The sequence below is a fragment of the Streptomyces sp. RLA012 genome, from assembly GCF_056270325.1.
Genome location: NZ_JBWDPA010000002.1, coordinates 2799410 through 2826317, shown reverse-complemented (window position 1 = coordinate 2826317; position 26908 = coordinate 2799410). Strand labels below are relative to the sequence as shown.

The 26908-nt window shown below is 71.4% G+C and carries 23 protein-coding genes; 5 read left to right on the top strand and 18 right to left on the bottom strand.

Annotated features, from left to right (window positions below):
- Positions 1-48: 48 nt before the first annotated feature.
- The 5 genes from RV986_RS13115 to RV986_RS13095 all read right to left on the bottom strand — a co-directional run bounded on the left by RV986_RS13115 (position 49) and on the right by RV986_RS13095 (position 6772).
- Complete coding sequence (locus RV986_RS13115; RefSeq protein WP_475917567.1) at positions 49-2178, bottom strand: 3-hydroxyacyl-CoA dehydrogenase NAD-binding domain-containing protein; 2130 nt, start codon at positions 2176-2178, stop codon at positions 49-51.
- Positions 2175-3392: a thiolase family protein gene (locus RV986_RS13110; RefSeq protein ID WP_475917566.1), complete on the bottom strand. Its 1218-nt coding sequence runs from the start codon at positions 3390-3392 to the stop codon at positions 2175-2177. Before RV986_RS13110 ends, RV986_RS13115 begins: the two co-directional genes overlap by 4 nt.
- 343 nt (positions 3393-3735) lie before the next feature.
- The gene (locus RV986_RS13105) at positions 3736-5013 is read right to left on the bottom strand and encodes an HRDC domain-containing protein (RefSeq protein ID WP_475917565.1); all 1278 of its coding nucleotides are present in this window, start codon (positions 5011-5013) and stop codon (positions 3736-3738) included.
- Positions 5014-5136: 123 nt separating this feature from the next.
- Positions 5137-5799 carry a response regulator transcription factor gene (locus tag RV986_RS13100; protein WP_129305965.1) on the bottom strand — a complete coding sequence of 221 codons (663 nt, stop codon included), beginning with the start codon at positions 5797-5799 and terminating at the stop codon, positions 5137-5139.
- A gap of 346 nt (positions 5800-6145) precedes the next feature.
- Positions 6146-6772 (bottom strand): DUF3000 domain-containing protein, encoded by a 627-nt coding sequence (locus RV986_RS13095; protein WP_475924266.1) that lies wholly within the window; start codon positions 6770-6772, stop codon positions 6146-6148.
- 209 nt (positions 6773-6981) lie between these two features.
- Here RV986_RS13095 and hemE point away from each other — a divergent pair, with 209 nt between their 5' ends.
- Positions 6982-8052: a uroporphyrinogen decarboxylase gene (hemE, locus tag RV986_RS13090; RefSeq protein WP_475917564.1), complete on the top strand. Its 1071-nt coding sequence runs from the start codon at positions 6982-6984 to the stop codon at positions 8050-8052.
- Positions 8053-8077: 25 nt separating this feature from the next.
- Here hemE and RV986_RS13085 read toward each other — a convergent pair whose 3' ends face one another.
- A complete protein-coding gene (locus RV986_RS13085; RefSeq protein WP_475917563.1) occupies positions 8078-8902 on the bottom strand; it encodes a rhomboid family intramembrane serine protease in 825 nt (274 codons plus the stop codon).
- Between the two features lie 161 nt (positions 8903-9063).
- Between RV986_RS13085 and RV986_RS13080 the strand changes: the two genes are divergently transcribed.
- Complete coding sequence (locus tag RV986_RS13080; RefSeq protein WP_475917562.1) at positions 9064-9399, top strand: hypothetical protein; 336 nt, start codon at positions 9064-9066, stop codon at positions 9397-9399.
- A gap of 66 nt (positions 9400-9465) precedes the next feature.
- Here RV986_RS13080 and RV986_RS13075 read toward each other — a convergent pair whose 3' ends face one another.
- Positions 9466-10854, bottom strand: coding sequence for an FAD-dependent oxidoreductase (locus tag RV986_RS13075; RefSeq protein WP_475917561.1), 1389 nt, complete (start codon positions 10852-10854; stop codon positions 9466-9468).
- 27 nt (positions 10855-10881) lie between these two features.
- Positions 10882-11937, bottom strand: a complete 1056-nt coding sequence (locus RV986_RS13070; protein WP_475917560.1) for a DUF4349 domain-containing protein — start codon at positions 11935-11937, stop codon at positions 10882-10884.
- Positions 11938-12198: 261 nt separating this feature from the next.
- Between RV986_RS13070 and hemG the strand changes: the two genes are divergently transcribed.
- Entirely contained in the window at positions 12199-13674 is a 1476-nt protein-coding gene (hemG, locus tag RV986_RS13065) for a protoporphyrinogen oxidase (protein ID WP_475917559.1), read from the top strand.
- A gap of 4 nt (positions 13675-13678) precedes the next feature.
- Entirely contained in the window at positions 13679-14410 is a 732-nt protein-coding gene (gene hemQ / locus RV986_RS13060) for a hydrogen peroxide-dependent heme synthase (RefSeq protein ID WP_475917558.1), read from the top strand.
- Here the strand turns inward: hemQ and RV986_RS13055 are convergent, their stop codons facing one another.
- The 7 genes from RV986_RS13055 to RV986_RS13025 all read right to left on the bottom strand — a co-directional run bounded on the left by RV986_RS13055 (position 14411) and on the right by RV986_RS13025 (position 21822).
- Positions 14411-16072: an alpha/beta hydrolase gene (locus RV986_RS13055; protein ID WP_475917557.1), complete on the bottom strand. Its 1662-nt coding sequence runs from the start codon at positions 16070-16072 to the stop codon at positions 14411-14413. It lies immediately after the preceding gene.
- Between the two features lie 145 nt (positions 16073-16217).
- A complete protein-coding gene (locus RV986_RS13050; RefSeq protein WP_475917556.1) occupies positions 16218-17009 on the bottom strand; it encodes a TIGR04222 domain-containing membrane protein in 792 nt (263 codons plus the stop codon).
- Positions 17010-17158: 149 nt separating this feature from the next.
- Positions 17159-17914 (bottom strand): DUF4142 domain-containing protein, encoded by a 756-nt coding sequence (locus tag RV986_RS13045; protein ID WP_475917555.1) that lies wholly within the window; start codon positions 17912-17914, stop codon positions 17159-17161.
- A gap of 282 nt (positions 17915-18196) precedes the next feature.
- Positions 18197-19633, bottom strand: coding sequence for an MbnB/TglH/ChrH family RiPP precursor modification enzyme (locus tag RV986_RS13040; protein WP_475917554.1), 1437 nt, complete (start codon positions 19631-19633; stop codon positions 18197-18199).
- 212 nt (positions 19634-19845) lie between these two features.
- The gene (locus tag RV986_RS13035; RefSeq protein ID WP_475917553.1) at positions 19846-20634 is read right to left on the bottom strand and encodes a DUF4142 domain-containing protein; all 789 of its coding nucleotides are present in this window, start codon (positions 20632-20634) and stop codon (positions 19846-19848) included.
- Between the two features lie 290 nt (positions 20635-20924).
- Positions 20925-21416: a cupin domain-containing protein gene (locus tag RV986_RS13030; RefSeq protein WP_475917552.1), complete on the bottom strand. Its 492-nt coding sequence runs from the start codon at positions 21414-21416 to the stop codon at positions 20925-20927.
- A gap of 34 nt (positions 21417-21450) precedes the next feature.
- Entirely contained in the window at positions 21451-21822 is a 372-nt protein-coding gene (locus RV986_RS13025; protein WP_475917551.1) for a DUF4267 domain-containing protein, read from the bottom strand.
- 462 nt (positions 21823-22284) lie between these two features.
- Here RV986_RS13025 and RV986_RS13020 point away from each other — a divergent pair, with 462 nt between their 5' ends.
- A complete protein-coding gene (locus RV986_RS13020) occupies positions 22285-24789 on the top strand; it encodes a SpoIIE family protein phosphatase (RefSeq protein WP_475917550.1) in 2505 nt (834 codons plus the stop codon).
- Between the two features lie 18 nt (positions 24790-24807).
- Here RV986_RS13020 and RV986_RS13015 read toward each other — a convergent pair whose 3' ends face one another.
- From RV986_RS13015 to RV986_RS13005, 3 genes are all read right to left on the bottom strand, one after another.
- A complete protein-coding gene (locus tag RV986_RS13015) occupies positions 24808-25590 on the bottom strand; it encodes a peptidyl-tRNA hydrolase (RefSeq protein ID WP_475917549.1) in 783 nt (260 codons plus the stop codon).
- A gap of 83 nt (positions 25591-25673) precedes the next feature.
- Complete coding sequence (locus RV986_RS13010) at positions 25674-25868, bottom strand: hypothetical protein (protein ID WP_475917548.1); 195 nt, start codon at positions 25866-25868, stop codon at positions 25674-25676.
- Between the two features lie 65 nt (positions 25869-25933).
- Complete coding sequence (locus RV986_RS13005; protein ID WP_475917547.1) at positions 25934-26815, bottom strand: polysaccharide deacetylase family protein; 882 nt, start codon at positions 26813-26815, stop codon at positions 25934-25936.
- Positions 26816-26908: the final 93 nt, after the last annotated feature.

Below are 26908 nucleotides of genomic sequence, written 5' to 3'. Positions count from 1 at the left end.
CCGTACACCAAGGCGGCGTACGGGGCACCTACGGACACAGCGGAGCGCCTACGCGGGGACGGAAGCCACCCCGACCTCCAGGAACCGCTTCCCGTTCACCCGCTCGGAGACACCCTCACGGTCCAGGTACGGAGTGATCCCGCCCAGGTGGAAGGGCCAGCCGGCACCGGTGATCAGGCAGAGGTCGATGTCCTGCGCCTCGGCCACGACACCCTCGTCGAGCATCAGACCGATCTCCTGGGCGACCGCGTCCAGGACACGGGCGCGCACCTGCTCCTCCGTGAGGACCACGTCACCCTGCTTCAGCAGCGCCGCGACCTCGGGGTCCAGCTCCGGCTTGCCGGAGTCGTACACGTAGAAGCCGCGCTTGCCCGCCTTGACGACGGCCGCGAGGTTCGAGGAGACCGTGAAGCGGTCCGGGAAGGCCCGGTTGAGGGTCTCCGAGACGTGCAGACCGATCGCGGGGCCGACCAGTTCGAGCAGGACCAGCGGGGACATCGGCAGGCCCAGCGGCTCCACCGCCTTCTCCGCGACCTCGACCGGCGTGCCCTCGTCGATGACGTTCTGGATCTCGCCCATGAAGCGGGTGAGGATGCGGTTGACGACGAACGCCGGGGCGTCCTTCACCAGCACCGCGGTCTTCTTCAGCTTCTTGGCGACGGCGAACGCCGTGGCCAGCGAGGCGTCGTCCGTCTGCTCGCCGCGCACGATCTCCAGCAGCGGAAGGATCGCGACCGGGTTGAAGAAGTGGAAGCCCACGACCCGCTCGGGGTTCTTCAGCTTCGACGCCATCTCCGTCACCGACAGCGAGGACGTGTTCGTCGCGAGGATCGCGTGCGCCGGGGCGACCGCCTCGACCTCCGCGAACACCTGCTGCTTGACGCCGATCTCCTCGAAGACGGCCTCGATGATGAAGTCGGCGTCCGCGAAGCCCTCGGCCTTGTCGAGAACACCCGTCACCAGGGCCTTCAGACGGTTCGCCTGGTCCTGGTTGATCCGGCCCTTGCCGAGCAGCTTGTCGATCTCGCCGTGGACGTAGCCCACGCCCTTGTCGACACGCTCCTGGTCGATGTCCGTGAGGACGACGGGCACTTCGAGGCGGCGCAGGAAGAGCAGGGCGAGCTGCGAGGCCATCAGGCCCGCGCCCACGACGCCCACCTTGGTGACCGGACGGGCCAGGTTCTTGTCCGGGGCGCCGGCGGGGCGCTTGCCGCGCTTCTGGACCAGGTTGAAGGCGTAGATGCCGGAACGCAGCTCGCCGCCCATGATCAGGTCGGCGAGGGCGATGTCCTCGGCGTCGTAGCCCTTCTGCAGGTCGCCGTCCTTGGCCGCCGCGATGATGTCCAGCGCGCGGTACGCGGCCGGAGCCGCCCCGTGCACCTTGCCGTCGGCGATGAACCGGCCCTTGGCGACGGCCTGGTCCCAGGCCTCGCCGCGGTCGATCTCCGGGCGCTCGACCGTGATGTCGCCCTTGAGGACGGACGCGGTCCAGATCAGCGACTGCTCCAGGAAGTCGGCGCCCTCGAAGAGGGCGTCGGCGATGCCGAGGTCGAAGACCTGCCCGCCCTTGAGCTGCTTGTTCTGGTTGAGCGAGTTCTCGATGATCACCGAGACGGCCTTGTCGGCGCCGATCAGGTTCGGGAGCAGCGTGCAGCCGCCCCAGCCCGGGACCAGGCCGAGGAAGACCTCGGGGAGGGAGAAGGCCGCGATGGACTTCGACACCGTGCGGTACCGGCAGTGCAGACCGACCTCGACGCCGCCGCCCATCGCCGCGCCGTTGTAGTACGCGAAGGTCGGGACGGCCAGCGCCGTGAGGCGCTTGAAGACCTCGTGGCCGCCCTTGCCGATGGCGAGCGCGTCGTCGTGGTTCTTGAGGAGCTCGACGCCCTTCAGGTCCGCGCCGACCGCGAAGATGAACGGCTTGCCGGTGACGCCGACACCGACGATCTCGCCGGCCGCGGCCTCCTTCTCGACCTGGTCGATCGCGGCGCCCAGGTTCGCCAGCGAGGCCGGGCCGAAGGTGGTCGGCTTGGTGTGGTCGAGGCCGTTGTCCAGGGTGATGAGCGCGAAGCGCCCGGCACCGAACGGCAGGTCGAGGTGGCGTACGTGCGCGGACGTCACGACCTCGTCCGGGAACAGTTCGGCCGCACCCTTCAGAAGCTCAGCGGTCGTGCTCACTTGTCCCCCTCGAAGTTCGGGTTCTCCCAGATGACCGTCGCGCCCATGCCGAAGCCGACGCACATGGTGGTCAGGCCGTAGCGGACGTGCCGCTGCTCCTCGAACTGGCGGGCCAGCTGCGTCATCAGACGGACGCCGGAGGAGGCCAGCGGGTGGCCGAAGGCGATGGCGCCGCCGTACTGGTTGACGCGCTCGTCGTCGTCCGCGATGCCGTAGTGGTCGAGGAAGGCCAGCACCTGCACGGCGAAGGCCTCGTTGACCTCGAACAGGCCGATGTCGCCGATGCCCAGACCCGCCTTGGCGAGGGCCTTCTCCGTCGCCGGGATCGGGCCGTAGCCCATGACCTCCGGCTCGACGCCCGCGAAGGCGTACGAGACGAGCCGCATCCTGACCGGCAGGTCGTGCTCGCGGGCGAAGTCCTCGGACGCGATGATCGAGGCGGTGGCGCCGTCGTTCAGACCGGCCGCGTTACCGGCGGTGACCCGGCCGTGGACGCGGAACGGCGTCTTGAGACCGGCGAGGTTCTCCAGGGTGGTCCCCGGGCGCATCGGCTCGTCGGCGGTGACCAGGCCCCAGCCGGTCTCACCGACCTCCGCGTTGGTGTTGCGCACCGAGATCGGCACCAGGTCCTGCTGGATCTTGCCGTTGGCGTACGCCTTGGCGGCCTTCTCCTGCGAGCGCACGGCGTACTCGTCGGCGCGCTGCTTGGTGATGTGCGGGTAGCGGTCGTGCAGGTTCTCGGCGGTCATGCCCATGAACAGGGCGGACTCGTCGACCAGCTTCTCGCTGACGAACCGCGGGTTCGGGTCCACGCCCTCGCCCATCGGGTGGCGGCCCATGTGCTCGACACCACCGGCGATGACGGCGTCGTACGCACCGAAGGCGATGGAGCCCGCGGTGGTGGTGACGGCGGTCAGCGCGCCCGCGCACATGCGGTCGATGGAGTAGCCGGGGACCGACTGGGGCAGGCCCGCGAGGATGCCCGCCGTGCGGCCCAGCGTCAGACCCTGGTCACCGATCTGCGTGGTCGCGGCGATGGCGACCTCGTCGATCTTCTTGGGGTCGAGGCCCGGGTTGCGGCGCAGCAGCTCCCGGATGGCCTTCACGACGAGGTCGTCGGCGCGGGTCTCGTGGTAGATGCCCTTCGGGCCCGCCTTGCCGAACGGGGTGCGGACGCCGTCGACGAAGACGACGTCCCTGACGGTACGAGGCACGATGGCTCTCCTCCAGATGCGGGATGGCACTGCTGCGCGACACACACGCTCCGGACGCCCTGAGCGCGCGCTCACCCTCATGCTACTTGCGGGTAACCACCCTGCCCACCCCCGACGGCGGGAGCGGTGAACGTCACATACGAAACCCCCTGCCCGGGAGGTGTGCCGTCCGAGGATCTTGGCGTGATCTCGACGTAGCTCTTCCGCTTCAAGGGGCCATTCGGGGCACCTCTTCGGGGACGCGAGGAACCGCGCGACCAGCTCCGAACAACCCGCACCCACCGTACGACCGGCGACCGCCCCCCCATGGCGCCCCGCACGGGGCCCCGCGGCGCCCGCCCGCTCAGCCCTCGGCGGAGGCCAGCGCGGTGACCAGCACCGGTGTGACCAGTTCGACCTGCCACGCCCGCGCCCCGTACCCGGCGAGGGCGACCGCGACCGACTCGGCGTCGGCGCCGGCCGGCGGCTCCCAGCAGACCCGCCGCACGGTGTCCGGCGTGATCAGGTTCTCCTGCGGCATGTTGAGCTGTTCGGCCAGCGCCGACACGGCGGCGCGCGCCGCGGAGAGCCGGGCGGCGGCGGCCGGATCCTTGTCGGCCCAGGCGCGCGGCGGCGGCGGCCCGGTCACCGGCTGCCCCGGCTGGGGCAGCTCGGAGTCGGGCAGTGCCTTGGCGCGGTCGACCGCGGCCTGCCACTGATCCAGCTGGCGCCGCCCCATGCGGTGCCCGAAGCCGTTCAGTGCGGCCAGGGCGTGCACGGTGGGCGGCAGGGCGAGCGCGGCCTCGACGATCGCCGCGTCCCCGAGCACCTTGCCCGGCGAGATGTCCCGGCGCTGGGCGATCCGGTCCCGGGCCTCCCACAGCTCCCGTACGACCGCCATCTGCCGGCGGCGGCGCACCTTGTGCATCCCGGACGTACGGCGCCAGGGGTCCTTGCGCGGCGGCGCGGGCTCGGCCTGCGCGATCGCCTCGAACTCCTGTCTCGCCCAGTCCAGCTTGCCCTGCCGGTCGAGATCCTTCTCCAGGGCGTCGCGCAGGTCGACGAGCAGTTCCACGTCGAGTGCGGCATAGCGCAGCCACGGCTCCGGGAGCGGGCGTGTGGACCAGTCGACCGCGGAGTGTCCCTTCTCCAGTACGAAGCCGAGGACGCCCTCGACCATCGCGCCCAGGCCCACCCGGGGGTACCCGGCCAGCCGTCCGGCCAGCTCGGTGTCGAAGAGCCGCGTCGGCACCATGCCTATCTCCCGCAGACAGGGCAGGTCCTGGGTGGCCGCGTGCAGCACCCACTCGACGCCGGAGATGGCCTCTCCGAGGCCCGAGAGGTCGGGGCAGGCGACGGGGTCGATCAGTGCGGTGCCCGCGCCCTCGCGGCGCAGCTGCACCAGATAGGCGCGCTGGCCGTATCGGTACCCGGACGCCCGTTCGGCGTCCACGGCCACGGGGCCGGAGCCGGCGGCGAAGGCCGCGATCACCTCGGCGAGCGAGGTCTCGTCGGCGACGACGGGCGGAATGCCCTCTCGGGGCTCAAGCAAAGGGATCGGCGCCGATTCGACGTCGTCCGGAGGGCCGCCTCCGGTGGTTCGCAGTGAGCTGTCTGCTGCGGTCTCTTGGGCGTCGGTCACCTGTCAAGGGTATCCGTGTATGGACTACGCCCGTCGACGGAACGTTCCGTCGACGGGCGTAGAGGGGTCGTAAACCAGTCAGGTCAGTGAAGTTCCGGTTCGATATGGGGGCGTGCCCCCGGTTCAGTGGATGATCCCCGTCCGCAGGGCCACCGCCACCATGCCGGCCCGGTCGCCCGTGCCGAGCTTGCGGGCGATGCGGGCGAGGTGGCTCTTGACGGTCAGCGCGGACAGGCCCATCGAGACGCCGATGGCCTTGTTCGACTGGCCCTCCGCGACCAGCCGGAGCACCTCGACCTCACGGCCGGAGAGCTCGCGGTAGCCGCCCGGGTGGCTCGGGGCACCCGGGGGGCGGCGGTGCATACGGGCGGCGGCCGAGCCGATGGGCGCGGCGCCGGGCCGGGTGGGGAGCCCGATGTTCGTACGGGTACCGGTGACGACATAGCCCTTGACGCCGCCCGCGAGGGCATTGCGTACTGCGCCGATGTCGTCGGCGGCGGAAAGGGCGAGGCCGTTGGGCCAGCCCGCGGCTCGGGTCTCGGACAGCAGGGTGAGCCCGCTGCCGTCGGGAAGGTGGACGTCGGCGACACAGATGTCGCGCGGGTTGCCGATTCGGGGGCGGGCCTCCGCGACGGACGACGCCTCGATGACGTCGCGCACTCCGAGCGCCCAGAGGTGGCGGGTGACGGTGGATCGGACCCGTGGGTCGGCCACGACCACCATGGCGGTCGGCTTGTTCGGGCGGTAGGCGACCAGGCTTGCGGGCTGCTCGAGGAGAACGGACACCAGGCCTCCTGGGGGTGCGGGACGGTACCGGCTGTGGGGATGGAGCCGGGGCGAACCGTGCTTTCAAGGTCACAGACGTCTTCGGCATCAAACCCGTCGGCCTTTAGAGAATGATCACGATTTGGTGAGTAACAATCCGTGCAATTCGGACACGCGATCGATCATCCGAAGATCGAACCGAGTCATTCCCTGTCGCGACACGGCTGAAAGTGGCCGTATCGACAAAGCCTCGGCAAGGAAGTCGTCAATACGCGTGGCGTTCACGCACACGAATGTGCCGCTCGGCAATCGAGCGGTGAGAGGGAGCGGCGCGGGTGTGTCCGCCGGGTGCGGTGGACGCGGGGGCTCAGCGTGACTGCGGGTCCCGGCGCTGCGGGAGCGTCACCACCGAGGCGTCGCCCGGCCCCGCCGGAGGCAGGCCCGCGATCTGGCAGAGGAGGTCGCACCAGGCGGTGAGGTGCGCCGCCGTGTCCGGTACGCCGCCCAGCCCCTCGCGGGGCGTCCAGGAGGCGCGGATCTCGATCTGGGACGCGGAGGGGCGCTCGGACAGCCCCCCGAAGTAGTGCGAGCTCGCCCGCGTGACGGTGCCGCTCGGTTCGCCGTACGACAGACCGCGGGCCTGCAGCGCGCCGGTCAGCCAGGACCAGCAGACGTCCGGCAGCAGCGGATCGGAGGCCATCTCCGGCTCCAGCTCCGCGCGGACCAGCGTCACCAGGCGGAAGGAGCCCTGCCAGGCGTCGTGCCCGGCCGGGTCGTGCAGCAGGATCAGCCGGCCGTCCGCCAGGTCCTCGTCGTTCGCGACGACCGCGGCCTCCAGCGCGTACGCGAACGGGGCCAGGCGCTGCGGCGGGCGCGTCGGGTCGATCTCGATCTCGGGCCGCAGCCGCGCGGCCTTCAGTGCCTCGACGGCAGCCCGGAAGGGTGGCGGAGCAGTCTCCCTCGCATCCCGGTCCCCCTCCTTGGCATCGTCCATCCCGCCAGCGCCGTCCGACAGTCGTCCCTGAGCCGCAGCCATGCGGGGAAGATTAAGGGGAACGGAGCCCGCGCGCAGGGAGAGACACCCGTGCCTGCGGCGGTTCGGCGGGAACGGCCGGGTTTCGCCGTGTTCGTCAGAGCCCCGCTCCCCTTGCGGGGCGCCGCCCCCGAACTCGGTGGTCGGTGCGGCGTGCGAGACTTTCCGTCGTGAGTGCCAACGACCGCCCCGCCGCGGGCCAGCCGCCGACCGCCACGTACGAGTCCGCCTTCCTCAAGGCGTGCAGGCGCGAGCCCGTGCCGCACACGCCGGTGTGGTTCATGCGGCAGGCCGGTCGCTCGCTGCCCGAGTACCTCAAGGTGCGCGAGGGCATCGCCATGCTGGACTCCTGCATGCGGCCCGAGCTGGTCGCCGAGATCACCCTCCAGCCCGTACGCCGGCACAACGTGGACGCGGCGGTCTACTACAGCGACATCGTCGTCCCGCTGAAGGCCATCGGCATCGACCTCGACATCAAGCCGGGCGTCGGCCCGGTCGTCGAGAACCCGATCCGCACCCGCGCCGACCTGGCCCAGCTGCGCGATCTGACCCCCGAGGACGTCTGGTACGTCACCGAGGCGATCAAGCTCCTGACGGCCGAGCTCGGCGAGACCCCGCTCATCGGCTTCGCGGGCGCGCCTTTCACCCTCGCGAGTTACCTCGTGGAGGGCGGCCCGTCCAAGAACCACGAGCACACCAAGGCGCTCATGTACGGCGACCCGCAGCTGTGGGCCGACCTGATCGACCGTCTCGCCGAGATCACCTCCGCCTTCCTGAAGGTACAGATCGAGGCGGGCGCGAGCGCCGTCCAGCTCTTCGACTCCTGGGTCGGCGCCCTGGCACCCGCCGACTACCGGCGCTCGGTGATGCCCGCGTCCACCAAGGTCTTCGAGTCCGTGGCCGGGTACGGCGTGCCGCGCATCCACTTCGGCGTCGGCACCGGCGAGCTGCTCGGCCTCATGGGCGAGGCGGGCGCGGACGTCGTCGGCGTCGACTGGCGCGTCCCGCTCGACGAGGCCGCACGCCGTGTCGGCCCCGGCAAGGCGCTCCAGGGCAACCTCGACCCCGCCGTCCTCTTCTCCACCACCGAGGCCGTGGAGGTCAAGACCCGCGAGGTGCTGGACGCCGCCGCCGGTCTTGAGGGCCATGTCTTCAACCTCGGCCACGGCGTCCCGCCGACCACCGACCCGGACGCGCTGACCCGCCTCGTGGAGTACGTCCACACGCGCACGGCACGCTGACGCCGCACCCCACGCCTCTCCCGCTTCACCAACTGGGCCGCGCCTGCCTGCCGAACAGCAGGCTGCGCGGTTCCGGTGGCGGCGGGGTGCCCGGACGCAGCGGCCAGGCCAGCAGCATCCCCACGAGGAAACCGACCACATGGGCCTCGTACGCGACGGTTCCGGCGGTGGAGACGCCGCCGCCGGAGGAGTACACCGCCTGCAGCACGAACCAGAAACCCAGCACCAGCCATGCGGGCAGCCGCAGCGGCAGGAAGACCAGGAACGGGACGAGGACCCAGACCCTGGCCCTCGGATAGAGCACCAGATAGGCGCCGAGGACTCCGGCGATCGCTCCGGAGGCGCCGATCAGCGGGTCGGACGAGTTGTCGTTGAGGAACGCGAAGCCGTACGCCGCCGCGTATCCGCACGCCACGTAGAACACCGCGAAGCGCACATGCCCGAGGCGGTCCTCGATGTTGTTTCCGAAGATCAGCAGGAAGAGCATGTTGCCGAGCAGGTGCAGCCAGCTGCCGTGCAGGAACATCGCCGTGAGGACGGAGAGCGGCGGCGACTTGTCGTAACTCGGCGGGCCCACCAGACAGCCGGGCCCCTGTGCCCCGATGCCGACGCCGACATCGCCCGTGGGCACGAAGCGGGGCATCTGATGGTGGATCAACTCCTGCGGCACCACGGCGTAGTGCTCCAGGAACGCGTGCAGATGGCACAGCTGGGACAGCCCGCTGTCGCCCGCCACCGATCCGGCGAGGCCGGGCGTGTAGAGGAACACGAGCACGTTGGCGGCGATCAGCGCGTACGTCACATAGGGCGTGCGTCGCACCGGGTTCACGTCATGGACGGGGATGACCACGGGGAAGTAGTGCCCGGGATCCGCCGCGTGAATCCGCGCGGCCGGCCATGCACAGCTTGCGGTTTTCACACTGAACACACCCGCCGCCCCATCCGTATGTCTCCTCAACCGCCCGCGCCGCGACGAAGACGCGCCGCGAGGAAGACGTGAGGACACAGGCGATGAACGACCGAGTTACTCCTCCGATGCATGCCCTGCCCGACGGCGAGGCGGAAATCGCCCTGGTGCTGCACCTCCCCTGGGAGGACGTCGCCGCGCTCGGCCAGGAGGCCGGACGGCTCGCGGCGCGGATGCAGCGTCCGGTGACCCTCGACGAGGCCGTCAGCCATCGCCTGCGCTCCGCGCGGTCGGCCGCCCACGCCAAGCCGCCCACCGTGCAGCCGCCGGCCGTCACCGCCTCGGCGTCGGTGTCCTCGCTGCCGGCCCGGCCTCCGGCCGAGCAGGCACGGCAGGCCATAGACCGCATCAACGGCAACGCGGGGCACGAGACCGCGTAGGCGCGCAGCGCGCCGTGGTCGAGTGCCGACCGCGGGTCGGTTGCGGCCGGCCGCGCGGTGTCCGGCCTACGCGGCGTTCTTGCGTACCGCCGCGGTCGCCTTGCGTGCCGCCACCAGGATGGGGTCCCACACCGGTGAGAACGGCGGCGCGTAGCCCAGGTCCAGGGCGGTCATCTGCTCCACCGACATGCCCGCGGTCAGCGCCACCGCGGCGATGTCGACCCGCTTCGCCGCTCCTTCCCGGCCGACGATCTGCACGCCGAGCAGCCGCCCCGTGCGGCGCTCGGCGAGCATCTTCACCGTCATGAGGGCCGCGTTCGGGTAGTAGCCCGCGCGGCTGGTCGACTCGATCACGACGGTCTCGAACTGCAGGCCCGCCCGGTGCGCGTCCTTCTCGCGCAGCCCGGTGCGGGCGATCTCCAGATCGCAGACCTTGCTCACGGCGGTGCCGACGACGCCGGGGAAGGTGGCGTACCCGCCGCCCGCATTGGTGCCGATGACCTGCCCGTGCTTGTTGGCGTGCGTGCCCAGCGCGATGTGCCGCTCGCGGCCCGAGACCAGGTCGAGCACCTCGACACAGTCGCCGCCGGCCCAGATGTTCTCGTGCCCGCGCACCCGCATCGCCAGGTCGGTGAGCAGCCCGCCGTGGTCGCCGACGGGCAGTCCCGCGGCCCGCGCGAGCGTGGTTTCGGGGCGTACGCCGATGCCGAGCACCACCACGTCCGCCGGGTACTCGGCGTCCTCCGTGACGACCGCCCTGACCCGGCCGGCCTCCCCGGTGAGGACCTTGGTGACCTCGGCGTCGTTCACCATGGTGATGCCCAGGCCCTCCATGGCCGTGTGCACCAGGCGGCCCATGTCGGGGTCGAGCGTGGCCATCGGCTCCTTGCCGCGGTTGACGACCGTCACCTCGTACCCGCGGTTGATGAGCGCCTCGGCCATCTCCACACCGATGTACCCCGCGCCGACGACCACCGCGCGACGGCCCTCGGTCGCCGTCAGCGTGTCCAGGAGGGACTGGCCGTCGTCCAGGGTCTGCACACCGTGCACACCGGGCGCGTCGACACCCGGCAGATCCGGGCGGATCGGCCGGGCGCCGGTCGCGATCACGAGCTTGTCGTACGAGGTCCACTCCTCGGCCCCGGATTCGAGGTCGAGCGAGCGGACGCGGCCGCCCCTGACATCGATCTCCGTGACCTCCGTGCGCATCCGCAGGTCGATCCCACGCTCCCGATGTTCCGCCGGGCTCCGCGCGATCAGCCGGTCCCGCTCGGGGACGTCGCCGCCCACCCAGTACGGAATGCCGCACGCCGAGTAGGAGGTGAAGTGGCCGCGCTCGAAGGCCACGATCTCCAACTCGTCCGGCCCCCGCATCCGGCGCGCCTGCGACGCGGCGGACATGCCCGCCGCGTCGCCACCGATGACGACCAGTCGCTCCCTACGGTTCACGCTCATGCGAACACGCTACGGGGGCCCCGGATCTCAGTCCTGCCCGGGACCCTCTTCGCGCACGGGCGGCGCCACCGGGAGCGAACCCGTCGGCGAACCCGTCGGCGAACCCGACGGCGAACCGGGCGGCGAACCCGGGCCGGCCGGAGCCGATCCGGCCGGAGCCGATCCGGCCGGAGCCGATCCGACCGGAGCCGATCCGACCGGAGCCGATCCGACCGGAGCCGATTCGACCGCGGCGCGGTGCGGTCGCCGCGCGCGTGCGAGGCGCAGCCACACCGCCAGCACGAGCCCCGCGCTCAGCAGGAACGGGAGCACCGCGCCGAACACCATCGCGATCCAGCGCAGCATCGTGACGAACGCGTCCCAGCCGCCCGTGAGCGCGTCCACGAAGCCCGCTTTGTCGTCATTCTTTGCGGAGTCCTTCGACGGGGTCTCGGAGAGGGAGAGCGTGATGGTGGCCAGGCTGGTGCGGTCCTTCAGGGACGCCTGTTGCGCGAGCAGGGCGTCGAGGTCGGACTCGCGGGTACTCAACTCGCCTTCCAGGGCGACCACGTCGCTGAGCCTGGTGGCCTGGTCCATCAGCTCGCGGACCCGGGCCACGCTGGCACGCTGCGACGTGATGCGGCTCTCCACGTCGACGACCTCGTCGGTGACGTCCTCGGCCTTGGCCGTCCGTTCGACGGTCTTTCCGGTGCCCTCCAGGGCGGAGAGCACCTCGTCGTACCGGTCGGTGGGCACACGCAGCACGGCCCGGGTGTGCTCATGCCCCTGGCCGTCCCGGGTGGTCGTCTCGTTCCCGACGTAGCCGCCCGCGTCGCCGGTCGCGGCACGGGCGGCGTCCAGCGCCTTGGGTACGTCCTTCACCCGCAGGGTCAGCGAGGCGGTACGGATGATGTGGCTGCCGGCCGGCAGGGAGGTGCCGGCGCCCTTGGTCGGGCTGGTGGCCTCGGCGCCGCCCGCGCCCGTGCCGACGCTGTCCGCGGCGCCCGAGCGGGCCTTCCCGGCGCCGTCCGCGGCCGCCTTGTCGGCGGTGGAGGAGGAGCCGTCACCGGCGGCACCGCAGCCCGTCACCGCGACCGGCGGCACCGCAGCCCGTCACCGCGACGGCGGTGGCGAGGAGTATTCCGGCCAGCGCCGGTCCGATTCGAGCGGAACGTCGTGTGTGCATGCGGGCATACCCCCGTGGGTGGTGACTGCTGACCCTCCTTCGACGCCGGGACGGACCACGACGTTGGCCGGATCCGATCCCGATGCGGTCACGGTCAGGACTCGCGCGGGACACCCGTGTACCCGACCACGACACCGGGGCCCGGCGGGCGTGTCGGTGGGGTCTGAGAAGGTGGAGGCATGCGCGCACAGGACAGCCGTACGGGTACGGGACACACCGGCAGCGGACACGTCGTCGTCATCGGGGGCGGCATCGCCGGGCTGGCCGCCGCCCACCGCCTGCTGGACCGTGGTGCGCGGGTCACCGTCCTGGAGGCGTCGGACCGGGTCGGCGGCAAGCTGCTGCCCGGCGAGATCGCGGGCGCGCGGGTCGACCTCGGCGCCGAGTCGATGCTCGCGCGCCGTCCCGAAGCGGTCGCGCTCGCCCGCGAGGTGGGCCTCGCCGACCGCCTCCAGCCGCCCGCCACGGCGACCGCCTCCCTGTGGACCCGCGGCACGCTGCGCCCCATGCCCAAGGGGCACGTCATGGGCGTCCCCGGCACCGCCGCCGCCCTCTCCGGCGTCCTCTCCGAGGAGGGCCTGGCCCGCATCGAGCGCGACGCCGACCTGCCCCGCACGGAGGTCGGCGACGACGTGGCGGTGGGGGAGTACGTGGCGGCACGCCTCGGCCGCGAGGTCGTCGACCGCCTGGTCGAACCCCTCCTGGGCGGTGTCTACGCGGGCGACGCGTACCGCCTGTCCATGCGGCTGGCCGTCCCCCAGCTCTTCGCCGCCGTCCGCACCCATGTCTCCCTGACCGAGGCGGTCCGTGAGATCCAGGCGAAGGCGGCCGCGGCCCAGCAGACCGGGCCGGTGTTCATGGGCATCGAGGGCGGAGTCGGCCGACTGCCGCTCGCCGTCGCCGAGTCGGTGCGGGCGCGGGGCGGCGAGATCGTCACCGGCGCCCCGGTGACGGAGCTGCGCCGCACGGAGGAGACCGGCTGGCGGATCGTGGCCGCAGGCCGTGTCCTGCACGCGGACGGGGTCGTCCTCGCGACGCCCGCCGCCGCGGCCGCCGCCCTGCTGAGCGCCGAGGCGCCCGCCGCGGCCACCGAGCTGGCCGGTGTGGAGTACGCCTCCATGGCACTGGTGACGCTCGCCTACCGGCGCGCGGACATCGCCCTCCCCGAAGGGAGCGGTTTTCTGGTGCCGCCGGTGGACGGGCACACCATCAAGGCGTCCACCTTCGCCTCCCAGAAGTGGGGCTGGATCGCCGAGGAGAACCCCGGCCTGCTCGTCCTGCGCACCTCCGTGGGGCGGTACGGCGAGACGGAGGTGCTCGGCCGCGACGACCCCGACCTGGTGGACGTCTCCCGGCACGACCTGCGCGAGGCCACCGGCCTGACCGCCGAGCCCCTCGCGACCCGGGTGACCCGGTGGGACGACGGACTGCCGCAGTACCCGGTCGGGCACCACGCGCGCGTGACCCGCGTCCGCGAGCACGTGGCCAAGCTCCCGGGGCTCGCCGTCTGCGGCGCGGCGTACGACGGGGTGGGCATCCCCGCGTGCATCGCGAGCGCGTACGCCGCGGTGGACCGGCTCGGCGGGGACAGCACCGGACTGGACGCGCTGAGGGCGAACCCGGTGCAGAGCCTGCACGGCGGAGCGGGAGAATAGCCCCATGAGTGACGACGCCCCCACCACCGGCCCCGCGAAGATCGCGAACATCGGCAAGAAGGCCAAGGACCTCAACGAGGTCATCCGCTACACCCTGTGGTCCGTCTTCAAGCTGAAGGACGTGCTGCCCGAGGACCGCGCCGGCTTCGCCGACGAGGTCCAGGAGCTCTTCGACCAGCTCGCCGCCAAGGACGTCACCGTCCGCGGCACCTACGACGTGTCGGGGCTGCGCTCCGACGCCGACCTGATGATCTGGTGGCACGCCGAGACCAGCGACCAGCTCCAGGAGGCGTACAACCTCTTCCGCCGCACCGGGCTGGGCCGCGCCCTGGAGCCGGTCTGGTCGAACATGGCGCTGCACCGCCCCGCCGAGTTCAACCGCTCGCACATCCCGGCCTTCCTGGCCGACGAGACGCCCCGCAACTACATCAGCGTGTACCCGTTCGTGCGCTCCTACGACTGGTACCTGCTGCCCGACGAGGACCGCCGCCGCATGCTCGCCGACCACGGCAAGATGGCCCGCGGCTACCCGGACGTGCGCGCCAACACGGTCGCCTCGTTCTCCCTCGGCGACTACGAGTGGATCCTCGCCTTCGAGGCCGACGAGCTGTACCGCATCGTCGACCTCATGCGCCATCTGCGCGCCTCCGAGGCCCGTATGCACGTCCGCGAAGAGGTCCCGTTCTACACCGGCCGTCGTAGGTCCGTGGCAGAGCTGGTCGCCGGTCTCGCCTGATCAGGGCGCCTGACGGGTCGTCTTCGCGTCCTCGGGATCCTGCGTGGCGGGCCGGGCGGTCTTGGGTCCGTCGCCCGCCGCCACCGGCTTCGGCTCCGCGTGCGGCGCGCACGCCGCGCGCCGCTCCGGGAGGCGGCCCTCCAGCAGGTAGGCGTCCAGATAGCCGTTGACGCAGCGGTTGGGGCCGCCCGCGATCCCGTGCGTACCGGCTCCGTTCTCGGTCACCAGGACGGAGCCGGACAGCCGCCGGTGCAGCTCCACGGCCCCCTCGTACGGTGTCGCCGCGTCCCGCTCGGCCGCCAGGATCAGGACCGGCGCCAGCTCCCCGGGCAGCGTCCGCACATCGAGGGGCCGCTGCCGCGGCACGGGCCAGTACGCGCACGGCAGGTTCATCCACACGTTGTCCCAGGTCTCGAACGGCGCCACGCGCGCGAGCCGCGTGTTGTCGCGGTCCCAGGTGCGCCAGTCCGTCGGCCAGGCCGCGTCGTTGCACTCCACGGCGGTGTAGACCGCGCTGCCGTTCTCCGCTTCGGCGGCCGCCTCCGGATGCGGACCGGCCTGCTGGATCAGCGGCTTCGGGTCGCCCTTCAGATAGGCGGAGAGCGCCAGCGCCCGCTGCGGCCAGTAGTCGTCGAAGTACCCGGCCTGCAGGAACGCGCCCTGCAACTGCCCCGGCCCCACCGTGCCGCCCGCGGGCGAGGTGGCGAGCCGCGCCCGCGCCTTCTCGTAGTTGTCCAGCACCTGCTGGGGTGTCGTGCCGAGCCCGTACTCCTTGTCGTGGCTGGCGACCCACGCACGGAAGTCGGCCCAGCGGCCCTCGAACGCGGCCGACTGGTCCAGGTTGTTCCGGTACCAGACCTGGTCGGGGGCCGGGTTCACCGCCGAGTCGAAGACCATCCGGCGGACGTGCGAGGGGAAGAGCGTCGCGTAGAGGGCGCCGAAGTAGGTGCCGTACGAGGCCCCCATGAAGGTCAGCTTCCGCTCGCCCAGCGCGGCGCGCAGCACGTCCAGGTCACGGGCGTTGTTGAGCGAGGTGTAGTGCCGGATGGACTCGCCGGAGCGCTTGAGGCAGCCGCGTGCGTACGTCTGCGCCTGGGCGATGCGCTCCTTCTTGTACGTCTCCGTGGGGTAGGTCGGCGACTGCGAGGGCCCCTTCAGGAGGTGCTTCGGGTCCTCGCAGGAGAGCGGGGCCGAGCGGTCCACCCCGCGCGGGGCGTAGCCCACGAGGTCGTACGCCGCCGCGATGCGCTTCCACTCGGGGAGGAAGCCGATCAGCGGGAAGTACATGCCGGAGGCGCCCGGACCGCCCGGGTTGTAGACGAGCGCGCCCTGGCGCGGCACCTTGTGCTTGGAGTTGCGCACGTCCTTGCCGGTGGCCTCGGCGCGGCTGACGGTCAGTTTGATCTGTTTGCCGTCGGGATGCGCGTAGTCGAGCGGCACGGTGACCGTGCCGCAGCGCATGTCGACCGGGAACTCGTCGCCCTTGGGGCACGCGCCGAAGCTGATCCCGGCCGCCGCGGCGCGCGTGGCGGCGACGGCGGTGCCGCGCGTTTCGGGGGAGATCAGGGGATCCGGCCAGGCCGCCGCACCACCCGCGGGAGCGGCGACGAGGCCGCTCAGTAGCAAGGACCCGACGGTTCCGTAGAGGACGGCAGCTCTCATCGCATATCCCTTCAGCGCGCGGCAGCGACAAAAGGGATGTTTGGTTCGTCAGTTGATGAAGTAAAGCACCTGGTGCCGGTGTCGGCCCCAATGACCCCTATGCGCCCCCTCGGGCGCCGGTCAGCGCCGCCGCTCGGAACGCCGCTCAGCGCTGTCGTTCGGGGTTCCGGTCCCGGTGCGCGAAGGCCGCCCGCAACTCCGGTTCGTCGACCGCGCGGATGCCGCGTACGGCGACCGAGGTGAGGTACGTACGGTCGTCGCCGGCGTCGGAGTGCCGGGCGAGGGTACCGAGCAGCCGCTGTCCGGCCGGGGAGGCCCAGCGCGTGTACGGGTGGACCTCGATCCGGGCGATGGCGAGGCAGCTCACGGTGAGGATGAGCGGGAGCGCGAACCAGACGGCGACCGGCACGTCGTTCTCGCTCGCCCGGGCCTGGGTCTGAGCGGGCATCAGCACGGCGACCGTGCCGAGCGCGAGCACGGCCGCGGTGGCCGCCTGTACCTGCCGGACGGCGCCCGCGACGGTGGTGCGGGCGCCGTCCGGTACGGCGAGGCCCGCGGCGACGAGGCGGTCGGCGAGGCGGCGTACCGAGTCCGCGGTGGCCGTACTCGCCCGCACGGGCGCTATCCGGGACTGTCCCCCCGGGCCTATCGCCCCTATCACCGAACGCTCCATCTCGTCCCGCCCGCGCGGGTCCACGACGGTCGCCCATCCCGTGTGCGCGAGCAGCAGCCGACGCTGACGGGCCATCGACACCAGGGTCAGATCGGCGACGCGGGCGGGGCCGCCGGACAGGAACGCCGCCTCGTACAGCGTGAGGTGGTGCCCGCGCGTGGCCTCGGCGGAGACCGCCGCGGCGCGCACGGCGGCCAGGCACAGCCGGACACAGGACAGACCGGCCGCGGCCCAGGCCAGGAACAGGAGAAGGACCCAGAACATGGCGTGTTTTCTATGTGAAGGGTGCAGGTCGGCGCCATGGCTGGGGCGCGATATGGGCGGAGCGTTGTGGCTCTGTGACGTTCCTGTGGTCCCTTGTTCCGTACGTCTGTTTCGTACTTCTGTTCCGCACCGCGGGGGGCGTCGGGTGGCTAACCCCTGGCCCGGGACGCCGCCGGGGGCAGGGGATAGGTCCCGGACGGGGTCACGGGGACGGCGCTGTCCGGGGACTGCGTGGGGCCGGGCGGGGCCGGGGAGGCGGTGAGCGGCGGCGGGCTCGCGGTCGCGGCGTCCTGGGCGAGGGCGTCGAAGTCGACGTATCCGGTGGCTTCCAGGACCTTGATGTGGTCGAGCACGGTGGTGTTCGCGTCGTCGGCGAGGTCCCGTACGAGGGAGTTGCGGGTGTTCGCGCGGACCTGGGCGACCACGGAGAAGACCTTGCCGTGCGCCCTGCGCAGGATGTTCGCGAACTTCCGGTCGTAGTCCGTGCCGTGCGCCGCGTCGAGCGTGGCCAGCCAGCCGCGCTGCTGGGCATTGGGCTGGTTCGGGAGTTCGAGTCCGAGCCGCGCGGCGACATTCCGGACCCGCGCGTCGAGGAACGTGTGGCCCTCGACGAGGTGCGCGCCGGCCGTGCGTACGGCCTGGGTGGTGCCGCGCTCCTCGGCCTGCTGGCCGGCGGGCAGCTCCCACAGCCCGGCCAGCCGGACCTTGGTGACGAACTCCCGGTCCAGTGCGGACAGCGGACCGAACCGGGTCGACACGGACTGGGCCTTCAGGGTGTCCAGGCCGGTGCCGGCGCGGTCCGCGTACGACCAGATCGGAAAGATCAGCGCGACGAGGGTCGCGGCGAGGGCCGTGATGATGAGTCCTGTCCCACTGACCAATCCGGTGCGGTTGATGGATCGCATGGTGCCTCCTGTTGCGGCACCGCACGCTAGTGCGCTTCGGGTGCGGGTTGGCATATTACTTCGGTCTCTACGCCAACTGCCGTACGGGAGGGAAGGGTTGCAGGGTGGGAAGAAGACGCCGAATGCGGTAGTTCGACCACGGCCCAAAGCGCCTGGAACATTGAGAAAAGGGACGCGGATTCCGGCCGGGCGGGGTGCGGTGTTAACCCCGGCACACTCTGCCGGAGCGGGGCACTACGGCGTGTGCAGGAGCGCGGATCGGCGCCCGTCCGCCGAGCCGGGTCAGCGGCGCAGCAGTACCCGGCGGGTCGCGCGGGCCAGCCGGGCCGCGGGCCGCCGGGAGGGCGGAGTGGGGCCGGACCGCTCCAGCCACCACTCGCTCAGCCGACCCCGGGTCTCCGCGTCCTCGGGCCGCCCCGCGAGCAGCAGGTGCTCGGTGAAGTCCAGCGCGTCGCGGCGGTGACCGCCGGTCATCGGATGCCCTTGCGCATACGCCAGGAACGCCGGCCGGTAGCCGTCCCCGAGGATCTCCGGCAGCTCCGCCGCCACCTTCGCGACGACATCGGCCCGCTTGGCGGCGAGCGCCCGCGCCTGCACTCCGAGCCGGACCCGGTCGAAGCCCTCGGGCACGGGGGTGCCCGCGACGAGCGCGGACAGCAGAGCGGCTTGGGCGAGGGCGAGCCGCTCGCGGGCGGCCGTGGGTATGTCGGGGGCGGTAGGGGCGGTAGGGGTGGTGGGTGCGGTGGGTGTGTCCACCGCGCCGGTGTGGCTGTGGCCGCCAGGGAAGGGAGCCTCGGCCGGAGTGTCCGTGTCGGCGCGGTCCGGGGTCGCGGACGGAGTCGGCTGGGGTGCCGTCTCTCTCACGATCCGCCTCACGACCCGTGCCTGCGCCCTCGTCAGGGTGACTCTGATCGCTCCGAGCTCCCGTTCCAGCTCGCCCGGGTCCGGGAAGTTCTCGTCACGTTCCAGGAGGACCCCCGGTGGAGTCACGCGCGAGGCGAGGTCGGCGAGGATGTCGAGGACCGGCCCGGGGACGGGGTGGGCGTGGCTGTCGTGCCAGACGCCGTCCCGTTCGAAGCCGCCGGCGACATGGACGTAGGCGATCGCCTCCACGGGGAGTTCGTCGAGGGCCTTGGCCGGGTCCTCGCCACGGTTGACGTGGTTGGTGTGGAGGTTGGCCACGTCCATGAGCAGCCGTACCCCGGTGCGGTCGACCAGGTCGTACAGGAACTGCCCCTCCGTCATCTCCTCGCCGGGCCAGGAGATCAGCGCGGCGATGTTCTCGACCGCGAGCGGGACGGGCAGCGCCGCCTGCGCGAGGCGGATGTTCGCGCACAGGACGTCGAGTGCGTCCCGGGTGCGCGGGACCGGCAGCAGGTGCCCCGCCTCCAGCGGCGGCGAGGCGGTGAGCGCGCCCCCGGCCCGGACGAACGCGATGTGCTCCGTGACGAGCGGTGAGCCCAGCGCCTCGGCCCGCTCGGCGAGGGCGGCGAGGCGGGACTCGTCGGGCCGGTCCGCGCCGCCCAGGCCGAGCGAGACACCGTGCGGCACCACCGTGACGCCCCGCGCGCGCAGCCGCAGCAGCGACTCGGGAAGGTGCCCGGGGCACAGGTTCTCCGCCACGGCCTCGACCCAGTCGATGCCGGGCATGCGCTCCACGGCCTCGGCGATCTCCGGCCGCCAGCCGATTCCCGTACCCAGCCGCCTCAGCTGCGTCATGTCCCCTCCTACGTCACAACCCGCCCCGATGGTGCCCGCCATTACCTGTCGTTGTCTGTCGCTGCCTGTCCGTTGCCGGCTGTCGTTCGCCGTCTCCCCACGACGGACACGTGTTCCGGCGTGACGGAGTCATGGCCCCGGGACCCGGGGCCGAACCCATACCAGCGGACGTTCAGAGCAACATTTGAGGTTCCGGCCGGACCGCCGCGGGACTACCGCAGCAGGTTGTCCGGGTCCGAAGGCTCCGGGCGGGCGGTGTTGACCTCGCCCGGAGCCGCGGGGGACGGACTCGACGTGGCGGTGACGCCGGCGCCCGGCTGCACCGGCGGCGCGGAGGGTGCCGCCACTCCGGCGGCCGGCGCGGCGGGACCTGTCGGGCTGGCGGTCGACAGGGCCGCCGTGTCGTTGGCGATGGCGTCGAAGTCGACGTTCCCGGTCTTCTCCAGGATCGTGATGTGGTCGAGCACGGTCTGGTTGGCGTCCGTCGCCAGCTGCCGGACCAGCGAGTTGCGGGTGCTGTTCCGTACCGCGCCGATCGCCGGGAAGATCTTGCCGTGCGCGGCCCGCAGCAGGTTCGCGAACTTCCGTTCGTATTCCTTGCCCGTCGCCGCGGTCATTTCCTGCAGCCAGCCCTGTTGCTGGGCGTTCGGCTGGTTCGGCAGCTCGACATTGAGCTGGGCCGCGATGATGCGCACCCGCTTGTCGAGGTCGGTGTGGCCGACGATCAGGTGATCACCGGCTTCCTTGATCGCCTGGGTGGGCGCCCGCTCGATCGCCTGCTGCCCCGCGGGAAGTTCCCAGAGCCCGGCCAGCCGTACCCGCACGATCAGGTCACGGTCGGAGGCGGTCAGGGGCCCCCACTGTGTGTTCACCGTCCCTGCCGCCAGATTCGCCTGACCCGTGCCGGCACGGTCGGCGTACGACCACACAGGGAACGCGAGCGCGCCGACGGTGGCGGCGAGCGCCGCGATGACGAGGGCGGAACCGTTGATACTCCGCAAAATGAGCCTCCCGGGGGGAAACCAACTGGTCGTTGGAAACCTGTACTTGGCCAGCGAGGTGAGATACGCACGGGACGGCCGGGATGTTCAAGTACGACTAAAGCCAATCCTCGGTTCCGGTCAAGTTCGCTGTGAGACCGCGCCGTCACCCGGACAGCGGCCCCTTCTCCGGTGTACGGCCGAGCAGGCGCGGTGCCCCGTCCGGCGGACCCGGGCGACTCCGGCCGGGGCGGGGCACGCCACCCGGTGCCACTCGGCACCCAGTGCCACGCGGTGCCGCTCGGTGCCGATCAGTGCCGCTCGTCCCAGGCCGGGCTCTGCCGGAAGTACGTGTCGTAGAGCTCCTGGACCTCCAGCAGGCTCTCCGGCGGCACCTTGCCGTAGGCGATGCGCTCCAGGTGGCGGAAGTACTCGAAGCGTTCGACGCCGGGCGTGATGACGATGAGGATGTCCGCGTCCTGCCCGGGCGCCGCCGCGAAGGCGTGCGGCAGGCCGGGCGGTACGACGACCAGGTCGCCGCGCTCGACGGTGACGACCTTCTCGCCGGAGAGGACCTGGGCGGCGCCGTCGAGCATGTAGAACAGCTCGGCGGAGCCGGCGTGGTGGTGCGGCCTGGCACCGTCGGCGCCGGCGGTGAGCGTGGCCCGCACCGTGGAGAGCGCACCCCCGGTCGCGCTGCTGTCGGCCAGCAGCTGGATGGTGGTCGGGGCCCGGCCGATCACCTCGGCTCCGGCGGAGCGGACGATCACGGACTCGTCGAAGTCCGGCACGATCAGTGACATCTCATGACTCCCTGGGTGGAAAGCGGGTCGGTGGTCAGACGGCGAAGAGCAGAGCGGCGCTGATGAGCACGACAACGGCCGTGGCGAAGTGGATTCCGAAGGCGACCGCCTTCGTGCCGCCGTGCCGCAGCACTATCAGGGTGTCGCCCAGGGGCACCAGGGCGACGGCGACCATGAACCAGGCCCCGGCGGTGGCTCCGGCGAAGGCGAGCAGGGCCAGGCCCATGATGCCGCTGGTGGCGTCGCGCAGGCCCTTGATCTCCAGATAGGCGGCGTCGCCGTTCGGCTTGGCCGGGACGCCGTACCCCGTGGCGGCGGCCACCGGCTGGAACAGGAAGCGCGCGCCGATGAACACCACGAAGAGATCGAGCACGATCGCAAGGCCGTAAGCGGTGGTGGTAAGCACGTCAACTCTCCTTGTTGGTTTCCAGCGGTGCTAGGGACAAGGACGACGCTAACATAGCGGAGACAAAAGTTCTAGCACCGCTAGAATCACGGTCATGAGGATCCGGACATCCTCACGGAGACCTTCTGGAGCGGACTGCACGGTCTCGTCACGCTGATGCGCAGTGGTCGCCTCCCCCGGGAGGGACGCGACCGCCGCCTGTCTCTCCTGATCGGCCACTTCGCCCCGGGCCCTGCCTGACTTCGGCGACGCGGGGCGGTGCGCGCCATCGCGCGGACTGCCGTCACCTCGGCGCCGCCGCCGCGCTGTCACAGGACAGGGCGTTGTCCGGTCTATCGGTCAAAAGGTGCAAATCAATTCAGATCGATGTGTGCACCTGCGTCTGGAAGCGAGGGCGGAGATGAGACACGGGTTGCTCCGGATGTCCGCGCCTCCCTCCACCTATCTGAGGACAAAGGCTCGATGACAAGCACGAACGTGGTAACGCGCGGCAATCATGCGAACACGCAGGAGATATCCGGCTCGGCGATCGCGATGCTCGACGAGCAGGGCACGGTGGTCGGATGGACGAAGGCCGCCGAGCGGATCGTCGGATACTCCGCGGGGGACGCGGTGGGCCGGTCCGCCGCGCTCCTCCTGCCGTCCGCCGAGAAAGCGCCGACGATATCGGCGTTCGTCGAGCAGTGCCGTGCGCAAAATGGCTGGTCGGGCACTACGGCGGTGTGCCACCGAGACGGCCGCATGCTCAACATCAGCCTGCGGATCTCGATGTTGTGGGGGCAGGACGGAACGGTCCGGTGGCTCGTTTCCTGGACCGACATCGGCAGGCTCTCCTCGGAAGCGATGAACGGATCGGTGCGGGAGTCGCTTCTCACCCGCGCACCGATCGGCATCGTCGTCTGTGACCCGCAGCTGCGGTGCACCTGGGTGAACGACACGATGGAGAGCCGCGACGGCATTTCCCGTGACCGACGGCTCGGACGTCTCCACACCGATGCCCAGCCCGGTGCCCAGGCCGAAGCGTTCGAGGCAATGATGCGGAAGGTACTCCGGAGCGGCACCACAGAGGTCCACGAGTACCAGGCGTGGGTGCCGACGAGTCCGTCCCAGGAGCACGCGTTCGCGGCTTCGTTCTTCTGCCTCCAGGACGCGAAAGGCCAGGTGCTGGGGGTGTGCGCCATCAGCGTCAATCTCACCGAGAGCCGGCGGGCGCGCGAGCGCCTCGCCATCCTCAGTGAGGCCAGTACGCGCCTGGGCAGCACCCTGGACGTGATGCGGACCAGCCAGGAACTGGCCGACCTTGCCGTGCCCCTGCTCGCCGACTTCGTCGTCGTCGACCTGGAGCAGTCGGTCCCGTTCGGCGAAGGGCTCCCGGGCCGCATCGGCCTGGTGGACGGGCGCCTGCCTGTGTTCCGGCGTGCCGGTATGGCCTCGATCCGCCAAGGGGTCCCGGAATCCGCATATGCGCGCGGTGAGCGGGTCCCCATGACGCCCCCCTCACCCCGCACCGGCGTCCTGAGCACCGGAAGGTCCTACCTGGAGCCGATGCTGGACACCACCCCGGGCACATGGATCGACAGGGATTCGGCACGGGCGCAGAAGATCCGTGAGTACGGCATGCACTCCTTGATGATCGTTCCCATCCGTGCGCGGCGCGTCCTGCTGGGCGTGGCGTTGTTCATCCGCACCGAGGACCAGATGCCGTTCCAGGAGGTCGATCTGCTCCTCGCCGAAGAACTCGTCACTCGCGCCGCGCTGTCGTTGGACAATGCTCGTCAGTACGCTCGCGAACACACCGCGGCCCTCGCCCTCCAACGCAACCTGCTCCCGCACTGTCTGAGGGGCGGCGCGGCGGTCGAGACGGCCTCGCGCTACCTGCCCGCCGACATGGGCCGCGGCGTCGGGGGCGACTGGTTCGATGTGATCCCGCTGTCCGGTGCCCGCGTGGCCCTCGTCGTCGGCGATGTGGTCGGACACGGCATCAACGCCGCCGCGACCATGGGCAGGCTCCGCACCGCCGTCCACACGCTCGCAGACATGGAGCTGCCCCCCGACGAAGTGCTGGCCCACCTCGACGACACGGTCCAGCGACTGGCCGAGGAGGACGCCCTGGCCCCGGACCAGACCCCCACGGCCATGGGCGCCACCTGTCTGTACGCCGTCTATGATCCGGTCACCCGCCGGTGCACCATGGCGCGGGCCGGGCATCCCCCGCCCGCGATCATCGACCCGCAGGGCCGGGTCACCTTCCCCGACCTTCCCACCGGAACCCCGCTCGGTATCGGGCTGGGGGTCCCTTTCGAGTCCGTGGAGCTGGAACTGCCGGAAGGAAGTCTTCTCGCCATGTACACCGACGGCCTGATCGAGACCCGCGACCACGACATCGACGTGGGAATGCAGCGCCTGGGCGCTGCCCTGGCAGAACCGGGTCGCTCCCTGGAGGACCTCTGCGTCCGTGCGACGGAGGCCTTCCCGGGGCCGGCACCGTCCGACGACGTCACCCTGCTGCTGGTGCGGACCCGCTCACTCAGCCCGGCCCAGGTCGCCTCCTGGACGTTGCCGAACGACCCGACCGCTGTCCGCAGCGCCCGGCACCTGGCAGCCCGCCAGCTGACCGAATGGGGCCTGGAAGGTCTTGAGGACTCCACGAAGCTGATCGTCAGTGAACTGGTCACCAACGCCGTCCGCCACAGCACCGGCCCGATCCGTCTGCGTCTGATCCAGCATCAAGTCCTGACCTGCGAAGTGTTCGACACCGACGACCGCTCCCCACGTCCACGTCGCGCACGCGCCCTCGACGAGAGCGGCCGCGGCCTCTTCCTGGTCGCCCAGCTGTCCCGCAGATGGGGCTCCCGCTCGACACCGGGCGGCAAGGTCGTCTGGGCCGAAGAAGACCTGGGCTGCGCACCCTCACGCCCACTGGCATGCGGGTCGAGCAACAAGAACGACAAGAATGAAAGGGCGTGACCCCGGCCGTCGTAGGCGCTACAGAGAACCGACGCGGTGATGTCCCTCCACCGCGAGAGTCAGCCCGGGGGCGATCTCGGTGAAGCCCGCGTCGCGGACCAACGGCTGCCCGGAGGTGGTGAGTTCACGCCAGCGGGCCGGGACCGCGGTGCGGACGGCGAGGGGGAAACCGGCGTCGCGCCAGGCCGCCCGCTCCTCGTCCGACAGCTCCCACCAGGCGAGCTGGGCGCCGTGCCCCGCCTGCGCCATCGTCTTGCCGGCCGACATGTCGAGGTCGGGGTTGAGCCAGAGCACGGGCGCGGTCGGGTCGGCGTCCATCGGTGGCTCCGGGTCGTCGAGGTCCGTGCCGGAGACCTGGAGCCGGGCGAGATCCTTCGGCCAGCCGTCCAGCGGCACCGGCGGGAAGACGCGCACCTCGGCGGCCTTCCCGGTCACCGTGATGCCGGGCAGCGCCTCGGCCCGCCGCCACTCGGCCCCACGCGCCCGTCGTACGACTTTGCGAATCCGGGCGTCCTGCCAGTCCCGCATCGCCGATGCCCACTCGCCGTCCCCCAGCGACCGCTCGTCGCTCAGGATCGTCAGCACGGCACGGGCCGCGGTCTCCAGCGCGTCCGTACGGGCCGGAGGCGCGGCCTTCTCGATGCGCACGACCAGGGGCAGCACGAACTGCGGTGCCTCGTCGCGCGCGGTGCGCTCGGATCGGAAGGGGCTGTCGTCGGCCGGACCGGACGCGTCGGCGGCGGCGCGTGTGCCGTCCGCGTCGGCTGTGGTCGGGTCGGCTGCGGTCGGTTCGCTGCTCACGCCCTCCAGTGTGCCAGGCGGAAGATCGGTTCTTCGGCCCGTACCCCGGCGGGCGCCGCTCACCCCGAACGGACGCGAACCGGTCACCCCGAACAGGCGGTCCGCTGTGCCTCCTGCCACTCGCAGACGGGGCACAGCGTGATCCCTTTGTACGACTCCGGGTACTCGGTCGGCTTCCGGCACAGCACACACTCGGCGAACGGCGCCCCGGCGTCGGCCGGGACCGGGACCGGGACCGGAACCGGGACCGCTGGGGTGTCGCAGTACTCGTCGCTCATGGCCCCAGCCTAAGCCGGGACCGGAGCACGCCCACGGGGTGCGGATGCCTACGCGGTGCGGATGCCTACGTGGTGCCCTGCTGCCCGTTGCCGGCCGCCGTTCCGATCAGCTCGGAGACCTTCACAAAGCGGAAACCCTTCTTCCGGAGCTCGGGGACGATGGTGTGCAGGGCCCGTTCGGTCGCCGGAGCCGCGCTGAGCGTGCAGTGCATGACGACGACGGAGCCGGGTTTCACTCCCTCCAGCACCTGCCGGGCCACGGCGTCGGAGTCGGTGGCGAAGGCGTCCCCGCTGACGACGTCCCACTGCACGGCGGTCACGCCGACGGCACTCAGCGCGCGCAGCGCCTGCTGGTCGTAGCACCCGCCGGGGAAACGGAAGTACGGCATCGGGTGGGGCACGCCCGCCCGCCTGAAGGCGGCGTACGCCTTCTCCACGTCCGCGCGCATCTCGTCCTCGGGCACGGTGGGCAGGCCGTAGCAGTCGGTGGTGAAGGCGTAGTGGCTGTACGAGTGGTTGGCTACCTCGAAGAGCGGGTCCCGCCCGATGTCCCTGGCCTCGTCGGGATACTCCTCGGCCCACCGCCCCGTCATGAACACGGTCGCCGGCACCTTGAACGTGCGCAGCGTGGAGATCAGCCGGGGGTTGTCGAAGCGTTCCCCGGCCGCGGCGCGTGGCCCCTGGTCGGCGGTCATGTCCGCGTCGAAGGTGAGCGCGACGGTCTTGTCCTGTGTCTGCGGGGCGTTCTTGAAGACGGGGGTCAGACCGCTGGGTCCAGGGGCGAGCGTGGGGGGGCGCGAGGGCGCGGCACTGCTGCTGCCGGGGGCCGACGCGGGGTGCCCCGGAGGGGCGGCGTGCGGGGTTGCGGATGTCCCGCAGGCGGCGAGCGCGACGCCGAGTGCGCCGAGGGCGCAGGTCGCGGCGAATCGTCGTACTGGAATGATCACCGAATTAAAGTATATGAACAAATGTGATGATCTGCTCATTGTGGGCACGTGCCGGACGAAGGCGGCGGCGAAGTCACCCGGCTGGGGTACCGC

Bases quoted from the DNA above. Each gene is read 5' to 3' on its own strand.
- hemG (WP_475917559.1), top strand. From the start codon at position 12,199: ATGCGCGCACAGGACAGCCGTACGGGTACGGGACACACCGGCAGCGGA.
- RV986_RS13055 (WP_475917557.1), bottom strand. From the start codon at position 16,072: ATGAGAGCTGCCGTCCTCTACGGAACCGTCGGGTCCTTGCTACTGAGC.
- RV986_RS13010 (WP_475917548.1), bottom strand. From the start codon at position 25,868: ATGAGCGACGAGTACTGCGACACCCCAGCGGTCCCGGTTCCGGTCCCG.
- RV986_RS13030 (WP_475917552.1), bottom strand. From the start codon at position 21,416: ATGTCACTGATCGTGCCGGACTTCGACGAGTCCGTGATCGTCCGCTCC.
- RV986_RS13050 (WP_475917556.1), bottom strand. From the start codon at position 17,009: ATGTTCTGGGTCCTTCTCCTGTTCCTGGCCTGGGCCGCGGCCGGTCTG.
- RV986_RS13045 (WP_475917555.1), bottom strand. From the start codon at position 17,914: ATGCGATCCATCAACCGCACCGGATTGGTCAGTGGGACAGGACTCATC.
- hemQ (WP_475917558.1), top strand. From the start codon at position 13,679: ATGAGTGACGACGCCCCCACCACCGGCCCCGCGAAGATCGCGAACATC.
- RV986_RS13075 (WP_475917561.1), bottom strand. From the start codon at position 10,854: ATGAGCGTGAACCGTAGGGAGCGACTGGTCGTCATCGGTGGCGACGCG.
- RV986_RS13080 (WP_475917562.1), top strand. From the start codon at position 9,064: ATGAACGACCGAGTTACTCCTCCGATGCATGCCCTGCCCGACGGCGAG.
- RV986_RS13095 (WP_475924266.1), bottom strand. From the start codon at position 6,772: ATGGACGATGCCAAGGAGGGGGACCGGGATGCGAGGGAGACTGCTCCG.
- RV986_RS13040 (WP_475917554.1), bottom strand. From the start codon at position 19,633: ATGACGCAGCTGAGGCGGCTGGGTACGGGAATCGGCTGGCGGCCGGAG.
- RV986_RS13020 (WP_475917550.1), top strand. From the start codon at position 22,285: ATGACAAGCACGAACGTGGTAACGCGCGGCAATCATGCGAACACGCAG.